The organism is Candidatus Similichlamydia laticola (assembly GCF_003339615.1).
Taxonomy (GTDB): domain Bacteria; phylum Chlamydiota; class Chlamydiia; order Chlamydiales; family Parilichlamydiaceae; genus Similichlamydia; species Similichlamydia laticola.
The window spans coordinates 1-7,833 of sequence record NZ_QQBG01000015.1 but is presented as its reverse complement, the minus strand read 5'-3'; the positions used below and the strand labels follow the sequence as shown (position 1 = coordinate 7,833).

Here is a 7,833-nt window from a genome sequence, read left to right as displayed (position 1 = left end):
CAACTTTCCCTAAATTGGTTCAAAGTTCCGGAAGAAATGAAGTGTGTGATCTTCCGCATTAAGATTTTTTTTGTTCCTGATTGTCCAGACTCTTCCTGCTCTACGATAGCGACTCTTCTCCCATGTTGCACAATTTTTGTGACACTTGACTCTAGCGTCTGTGCAGGTACTCCTGCCATGGGAACACCATTTCTAGCAGTAAGAGTGATGCCAAGAATCCTCGCTAATTCCTTTGCATCTTCATCAAATGCTTCGTAAAAATCACCTAGTCTAAAAAGAAGTAAATTATTTCCGGCTTGTTGTTTACAAGTATGCCATTGCTGCATCATGGGGGAGAGAGTTTCTAGTTGCATAGTTCGGTCTCTGTTTTTTTTCGTTCAGGGAAAGCTTTTTTCCATTTCACCCAGGAAGGTCACAACATCTTCCTTTAAACTTGAGAAGAGACACTTCTCTCGTATGGTATGCTCTTCTTGACTGGAAAGGCCTCCCCAATGAGGTGGAGTTGCGTCAACTTCTCTGAGTTTATCCTTTTGATCGAAATAGGTTTCTCGTGACTGCTTGGGAGAAAAGATGTCTATGTACCTTCTTGGTGCTACTCCTACAAAGGGTCGAAAGTTTAAGCCACTGCCTTGAAAGGGAGTGGAGCTCGGCTGACTGACATCTTGTACTTCTGTTGGCCAGAATTGAAGGGCTTCGCTTTTCGAATAGAGTTCTAGGTAGACAATTTCCCTCAGTCCTGCTGCAATGAGATGCTTAGCACATTCATGACAGGGGAAAGTGGTCACGTACATTATTTTGTTTTGGACTGAGACTCCTCGAAAGGCCGCATTGACGAGAGCTGCCATTTCTGCATGAACAGTTCGATGTTCAAATAATTTCATTCGAATGAGCCGACTTTGTTCCAAATTTTTCAGGACTTCTTGAAAAACACCTTCTTTTCTTAATTGAGAGATGTTTTTCTCTTTGATGGTTTGCAAAATTTCTAAACAACATTCCTCAGTTAGTTTTCTTGCTGGTTCAGTCGAAAGAAAACGAAAGTCACGAGAATCTGTGTCTGGACATTCATCTAACTTTCTTTCTGACCAGTAGAATCCTCCTGGGTGTTTCGGGACTTCGTTGCTTCCAGTTGAGATCACGTCTCCTTGAGAGTTCATAATGACAGCCCCAACTTGTCTCGGCATAGCACTAGAACGCAAGGCCATGGTTTTAGCGATGAACATTCCGACTTCTTCCGAAGTGGGAGTATGGAAAGGATAGCCCAAAATAGCTTCGAGGAAGCGTTTGAGAATCCACTGCATTTCCTCTGGATTTGACAGACTGAGAAAGACATCTGATAAGCAGAAGGTTAGTTCTATATTATGTGTACAAGCTGCTTGCTCTTTTAGATTAAGTTGTTTTGCTACTTTTTTTCCGAGATGATAGGGAAACGCAGAACGTTTGAAAACATTTTCTGATGTACGAGAGCGATCGTTGCGTATGAGGTCTAAAATTTCTTCGGAAGAAGAACCTCGGCATTTTTGTTTAAGGTTTTCTGTTCTGAAAGAGAAGGCTGCTGAGCAGCCAATTAAAAAAAAGTCTTTCCCATAGATATGGCGCATCAACTTAACTTCTTGGGGATGCTTAAAGGAGCGGATCACGATAACATGTTTGCCCGTGATTGATTCTCGAATCTGGCGTATTTTCTGAATGAGAAGAAGAGCGATAACCTCAGGAGAACCAGAGTCGACACGTAGCGAGTCACCCGCATTTTGTAAAAATTGAGCTTTCTGGGCAGGCGTGAAATTTTTTATATCTATTGTGGAACTGGAAATCTCGATCAGGATGGTCGAGACTTTGAGAAAGGAACACGTGAAACCATGCTTCTTAAAGAAGGAGGCAACTTGATCCTCTAAAGGTTGCAGCGGGACGCCGATCGGGGCGGCTAATCCGATTAGAATTTCGTTTTGAAAAATGATATCTTTCATCTGGCTGTCTGTTGGGATTTAGTAAGGTCGAGGCATAATTTCAACACGAAGGACCGAGTCTTGTCCTTTTTGTTTCGGTTCTTTGTAGCTCCAATTCACTTCAGAGTGTCCTGAGGATCCGCACTCAAATTCCAAGAATGTGTACGAAGCTCCCTTCTTCCTGTTTTTTGAAACACCCTGGTTTTTTAGGGAGAGAACACCTGGAGGGGGAATGGTGATTCTCCAATTTAACCCGTTGCGCATGACTCGATTAGGAATTTCAATTCTTAGGATGGATCGAGCCGGTAGAGTGACTAGGTGTTCCCTAATCTCTCCTGGTTCAATTTGAAGTGTAAAACATCCCCCAAGACGAGAAGATGGTTTCCTTGCCGAAAGAAGAACACTGGGGAAGTACCAGGTGAGGAACATACATGTTCCCAGGGCAAGATACCCATACAACTTTTTCATAGATACACCTTTCAGTTGGAGGTAGTGGTGCAGAGATCGTGACAGATGGCTGGAAAAGCAATGAAAATCAAGGTCATTCCTCATGTTATGATCGGTAAATTCGTAGCCATCCAACGAATCGACCTGAAATGAGAATAAAGAACCGTTATTGTGGTCCAGTAAAAAACTCATTGCATGCAAAGAGAGTCCAAATATAACCTCACCCGGTGTGGGCTCCCCTGTTCTAGGAAGGGATAGAATGGCAGATCGTTTGGAAGGCCCTTCGGTCTTCGTACGAACCTCCTCAGACTCCTCAGAAATTGAGGGAGGAAAAACGGACAGAAAGGTGGCTTTTTTCTCCCGGTCTTTTCTTACTAGGTTGAAAGAAGGTGGAGGCTGGCCTGCTCTTGTGAAAAAAGAGAAGACGCGTTTTTTTGAAAATGTGGGTTCTCACTGTTTTAGCTCGTTACGTATGGTCACTCCGTTAGTTCCTTTTCCCTTGGCCGTTCACAAATTAGAAAAACATCCTTGTGCTCCTTCAGATCGTTTTGCTTTGGACTCTTTTGCTTATGTTATGGTGTGGTGCGGCACTCGGCTCTTGTTTGATGGAAGCTGGGGCAAAGATGGAAGTGGCAATCCTCTGGATAGCGAGTCTATTTTCCGGATTGGTTCTCTTTCAAAACAGGTTGTGGCTAGCTTATTTTTTTCTTTAGCTCAACAAGGGAAACTCTTTTTGGATGAGAAGCTTGTTACGTTTTTCCCTAAGTTGGATTTTCCCCCTTCTTTTGAAAAAATTTCTTTGATGGATCTTTTAAACCACACTTCTGGTTTGCCTACATACAAAGAAGATCAAGTACCAAAGAGGTATTCTTCTGAAGAACTTTTTAAATGGGGATTGAGTTGTCCCTTACATTTTCAACCTGGAGAACGTTTTTTTTATTCTAATACCGGCTATGCTATTTTGGGTTATTTACTTGAGCAGATCACTGAAAATGCGTTCGATGATCTTGTCAGAGCACTGTTCAGGAAAATGGGCCTCTTTTCAACCGGCTATCTTAGTTCACAGCAAGAAGGAAAATGGGTCACGGGACACAAAAGAGATCCTTCAAACAGGGTGACACAAGAGTTTGGTGCTAGTTTGCATCAGACAAAGGCTTTTTCTGCAGCTGGCTTGTACAGTTCTCCTAAAGATTTGCGCCTATGGTACACGCGTTTCCTTGAATCGGATCTGGCCCGTAATACTTTGGAAGTATTCAAAAACAATCCTCCCAAGATAAGGTTTGATTCTCAACCAGTTGAAGAAGTGCGTTACTACGCTGGATTTTTCGTACAAGGTAATCTTCTGGAACATACTGGTTTTTTTCCAGGCTATCTTTCACAGGTCGTGCTCCATCCCGAACGCCAAGCTGGACTTCTTATCTTGTGTGGCAACGAGAATGCAGATATTCTATCCATGAAGAAAGAACTTCTCCTTCAATTTAAGGAGTTTTTTGGAGGGTAGGGCCTTGTGCTCTGCTGGCTTTATGCAGATCGTTTTTGATTCTTGTGCTCTTGTTTCGGTAGATATTTCTTGTTCTTCTCTTCTCCAGTGGGATGAAGTAGTGGAGCAAGGGTGTCAACATATCGTAACTGGGTCCAAAATCCTATGGGTACTTCATTACGATTGTGTGGACTTTAACTGGTTCAGTGGCCGATTGGCGTCGAGTCGTTTAGCTTTAGAGAATTTTCTGGAAAGAGTTCTTCCTGATTTCGAGAAACAGACTGAGGGTTTTTTACTTTACCGGGGTCCATACAAGTCTTTTAAAAGGCGAGTAGGGGAGTCTATGGAAATGCTCTGTACCCTTGACTTGATTTTACCCCGCGAAATGGAGAGATGGATTGTTTTTGAGAGGGAAGGAGAAAGCGTACTGGAACAGTTAGAGCAGTTTGCTACTTTTGAAGCCGGTACAATAGCGAGCCCCATTTTTGAAGGAAAATGGTCGACCACAGCTTTTTTGCGTCTACAAAGAGGTCAAATTGTGCGCGTGGCTTACCCATCAACAGTGGGATTTTGTATTCCTGCCTCGCCTTGTAAGAGTTGTCTTGAGAAAATTGCGCTCCATCTGGCTGAGGAAAAAGAAGAAGTACGACTCGTTCAAGAGAAGTTCCTGAAAGAGCAATGGGACCTTCTAGATAAGCTGTTTCTGTTTACAGATGCACCTCACCTAGAAAGAATTTTGGAAGGTTTTCAAGCAGCTGGAGGGGTAGTTGAGAATCGCTATTGAGAACTCATTTTTTGTAACAAGACCTCTCTGACCATTGCAGGGTCAGCCTGCTTACAAGAGGACATGACTTTGCCTACGAGAAAATTCAATGCTCTCATTTTTCCATTTCTATAATCCAAGATCGAATCTGGATGTTCTTCCAAGACAGAGGTGATCATTTTGTTCAAGTTATTTGTGTCTTGAGAAAGGGATAAGGAAGGATCTTGCTTTAGAATTTCTTCGGGAGACAAGAACGTCTCTACCATGTGTGCAGCAACCACTTTGGCGTTCTTCCCTGATAACTTTTTAGTCATAATTAGTTCGACAAGCGATGCTACATGTTGAGGCTTAATATCAGACATGTAGATCGGACACCGAAGCTGTCCAGAAAACTCGACGATGATCCAGTTAGCCAGTTGTTGAAAATGCTTACAAAAATGTGCCGCCTCCTCAAAATAAAGAAACAGGCGCTGGTCAGAAACTAGAACATAGAGTGACTCGGTATGGAGCGAATATTTTTCCCTGAGCGTGGCTCGTCTCTCTTTTGGTAACTCAGGTAGCTTCTGGCGAATTTCTTCTATTAGCCCCTTTGGGACTGGAGTAGGAGGAAGATCTGGTTCTGGAAAATATCGATAATCCGTTGCTGTATCTTTTGTTCTCATCAAGATTAAGGTTTTTTTTTGTGCATCCCAACGAAAAGTAGAAGAGAGAATCACTTCCTCTGGTTTCTTTTCTGGATGGGAATCGTAGCAACGGATTTGTCTCTCCATTTCTATCTTGAGGGCTTTGGTCAAGATGCTAATAGAATTGAGATTTTTGATTTCGCATTTGGGTCGAAAGGCCTCTCCTTCTTTACGTACAGACACATTAGCATCTACGCGAAGTTGTCCTTTTTCCATATCGCAATCAGAAATATTCAAATACTCAAGGATGAGTTTGAGTTCAGAGACAAAAAGAGCCGCTTCTTCGGGTGTTTCAATGTCCGGTTCCGTTACGATTTCAATCAAGGGCATGCCAGCACGATTAAAGTCTATGCCTGTTACACCAGGGAGATGCTTTAAAATAGCTGTATCATCCTCTAAGTGAGCATCTCGAATATGAACATGCTTTTCTTGGTCCCCTAATGGTATACAAACATATCCACCTTGAAGAATCGGATGGAAGAATTGTGTGATCTGAAAATTTCTTGGTGAATCAGGATAAAAGTAGGATTTACGGTCAAATCGAAGCTCGTCATGAATCTTTGACTCAAGAGCTAACCCTAAGCGAATAGCATGATTGACTGGTTCCTGAGATAACCTGGGCAGGGCCCCTGGAAGGCCTGTGCAACACGGATGGATAGACCTATTTGGTTCATCACCAAACGATGTTGGAGCTGGGCTAAATAATTTTAATTTTGTTTTTAATTGGACATGAATTTCTAGCCCAATAACAGCTTTCCAAGTACTCATTTTACAAAATCCAATGTTGGGGCCGGTACGGTAAACAGGCTGTTTATCTGGGATGCAAGCTCTAAAACAGAGTAATCTTTCCCTTGTGGAGCGAGTAGTTGACATCCCATGGGTAATCCATCATCGCAAATCGCGACAGGAAAACTCAAACTTGCCAAACCTGCCAGATTGGCCGGACAGGTGTAGATATCAAGAAGGTGCTGTTCCGTACAAGATAACTGTGTTCCAATAGGGATGGCTGTGCAGCTAGAGGCCGGCATCAATATTAAATCTACCTGATTAAAAAGGTCTCGATAGAGTCTTTTGAGGAATTGCACTTCTTCGAGAGCAGCACGGTAATAACTCTTATGTTGCATAGCTGAAAGATAATAGGTTCCTGTCAAAATTCTAGACTTAACTTCTTGCCCCAACTGGGTAGATCTAGTAACGGAAATCGTATCCCAAAAAGAAGGTCTCGTTATACGGTTTCCGAATCTGATTCCATCAAAACGCGCCAAATTCGTGCTTGCTTCAGAAGAACAAATAACGTGGTATGCTAGGAGCGCATTTTTCCAAGCGTCTAGCGAGCAGGAAAGGGGAACAAACTTTGCGCCTGCTTGTTCGAGCTGTGTTTTGGCTTTGTGAATAGTTTTTGATACAGTTGGTCCTGAAGATTCTAGTAGTGCAGGCGTCCATCCAATAGACACATCTTTCAGGTGAAGAGCCATAGGCTTTTCTTCGATTTTTCTCCATTGGGCATCAAAGGAACATTTTTGATTAATACAGGAGAAGAACATTTTTAGATCTTCTGCACTGTGAGACAAGAACCCGATTTGTTCAAGTGATGAAGCAAAGGAGACGAGCCCATAGCGGGATACGGATCCGTAAGAAGGTTTAAAGCCATACACGCCACAAAAAGAGGCAGGTAAGCGAATAGAACCACCTGTGTCAGATCCCAAAGAGAGTGGACACATTCTTGCTGCAACACTCGCAGCAGATCCACTGGAAGAGCCCCCGGCAAAGTAGTCTATATTCCAAGGGTTGCAAGTGACTTGAAAGGCAGAATTCTTTCCTAAAGCACCCATTCCAAATTCATCTAAGTTAACCTTGCCAATTAGAAGAGCATCTTCACGCTGCAAGTAGTCAATAACTGTGGCGTTAAATGGGGCGGTATAGTTTTCTAAAAACTTGGAGGCACACGTTGTTTTTTTTCCTCGAATATGGATGAGATCTTTGACGCTGACCGGCACTCCTGCGAATTTACCATACGGCTTTCCAAGGGCTCGTTTTTTATCCAATTGCCTGGCTTGTTCTACAACGTCTTCAAACACACTGAGAAAAGCTTTGACTTGTGGGTCGATCGTTTGAATGCGATTAAGGAAGTGAATTGCTATTTTTTCTGCACTTAAAGATCCTTCCTTAAAACATTGATTTAATTTTTTTGCTGAAAATGCATGCACTGCTGGGTCAGTCATCTTTTACTCGTTGTATAGAACAGGTGGAGAACAGATCAAGCCCGCTATTGTAAGTGGTGCTCCTTCTACGAGGCATGATGACACTACAGGTTCTCCTTTTCTTAGTTCAGTAGAGACATGTTCCTCTATTTCTTTTTGGAATTCATTTTTGTTGTTTAGGAGACTAAGCAGAGGAATTGATCGTGTTGCTACGTTTTCAATCTGCACACGGAACTGTTCTGCCTCTTCTGGTGTCAAATCAAGAGCTGCAAGTTGAGCTATTGCATAAACTTCCTCTATCGAGATAGATTCCTTT

Annotated in this window: 8 protein-coding genes; 2 read left to right on the top strand and 6 right to left on the bottom strand. The window is 42.7% G+C overall.

Annotated elements, in window-relative coordinates; translation table 11 throughout:
- The 3 genes from HAT2_RS02060 to HAT2_RS02050 all read right to left on the bottom strand — a co-directional run.
- Positions 1 to 353: MutS N-terminal domain-containing protein (locus HAT2_RS02060; protein WP_478210000.1), on the bottom strand; the 353-nt coding region annotated here is incomplete at its 3' end.
- Positions 354 to 377: 24 nt separating this feature from the next.
- Positions 378 to 1,964 carry a deaminase gene (locus HAT2_RS02055; RefSeq protein WP_114544366.1) on the bottom strand — a complete coding sequence of 529 codons (1,587 nt, stop codon included), beginning with the start codon at positions 1,962 to 1,964 and terminating at the stop codon, positions 378 to 380.
- 18 nt (positions 1,965 to 1,982) lie between these two features.
- The gene (locus HAT2_RS02050) at positions 1,983 to 2,582 is read right to left on the bottom strand and encodes a hypothetical protein (protein ID WP_147267488.1); all 600 of its coding nucleotides are present in this window, start codon (positions 2,580 to 2,582) and stop codon (positions 1,983 to 1,985) included.
- A 67-nt stretch (positions 2,583 to 2,649) separates the two neighbouring features.
- Here HAT2_RS02050 and HAT2_RS02045 point away from each other — a divergent pair, with 67 nt between their 5' ends.
- Together HAT2_RS02045 and HAT2_RS02040 are read left to right on the top strand one after the other, a co-directional pair.
- A complete protein-coding gene (locus HAT2_RS02045; protein ID WP_114544364.1) occupies positions 2,650 to 3,891 on the top strand; it encodes a serine hydrolase domain-containing protein in 1,242 nt (413 codons plus the stop codon).
- 22 nt (positions 3,892 to 3,913) lie between these two features.
- A complete protein-coding gene (locus HAT2_RS02040; RefSeq protein WP_147267487.1) occupies positions 3,914 to 4,654 on the top strand; it encodes a hypothetical protein in 741 nt (246 codons plus the stop codon).
- Here HAT2_RS02040 and gatB read toward each other — a convergent pair.
- The 3 genes from gatB to HAT2_RS03970 form a co-directional block, all read right to left on the bottom strand.
- Positions 4,648 to 6,084 carry an Asp-tRNA(Asn)/Glu-tRNA(Gln) amidotransferase subunit GatB gene (gatB, locus tag HAT2_RS02035; protein ID WP_181860312.1) on the bottom strand — a complete coding sequence of 479 codons (1,437 nt, stop codon included), beginning with the start codon at positions 6,082 to 6,084 and terminating at the stop codon, positions 4,648 to 4,650. The genes HAT2_RS02040 and gatB overlap by 7 nt on opposite strands.
- Positions 6,081 to 7,538 carry an amidase family protein gene (locus HAT2_RS02030; RefSeq protein WP_114544361.1) on the bottom strand — a complete coding sequence of 486 codons (1,458 nt, stop codon included), beginning with the start codon at positions 7,536 to 7,538 and terminating at the stop codon, positions 6,081 to 6,083. Before HAT2_RS02030 ends, gatB begins: the two co-directional genes overlap by 4 nt.
- 3 nt (positions 7,539 to 7,541) lie before the next feature.
- Positions 7,542 to 7,833: Asp-tRNA(Asn)/Glu-tRNA(Gln) amidotransferase subunit GatC (locus HAT2_RS03970; protein ID WP_114544360.1), on the bottom strand; the 292-nt coding region annotated here is incomplete at its 5' end.

Coding starts and splice junctions, on each gene's coding strand:
- HAT2_RS02040 (WP_147267487.1), top strand. CDS start 3,914: ATGCAGATCGTTTTTGATTCTTGTGCTCTTGTTTCGGTAGATATTTCT.
- gatB (WP_181860312.1), bottom strand. CDS start 6,084: ATGAGTACTTGGAAAGCTGTTATTGGGCTAGAAATTCATGTCCAATTA.
- HAT2_RS02055 (WP_114544366.1), bottom strand. CDS start 1,964: ATGAAAGATATCATTTTTCAAAACGAAATTCTAATCGGATTAGCCGCC.
- HAT2_RS02045 (WP_114544364.1), top strand. CDS start 2,650: ATGGCAGATCGTTTGGAAGGCCCTTCGGTCTTCGTACGAACCTCCTCA.
- HAT2_RS02030 (WP_114544361.1), bottom strand. CDS start 7,538: ATGACTGACCCAGCAGTGCATGCATTTTCAGCAAAAAAATTAAATCAA.
- HAT2_RS02050 (WP_147267488.1), bottom strand. CDS start 2,582: ATGAGTTTTTTACTGGACCACAATAACGGTTCTTTATTCTCATTTCAG.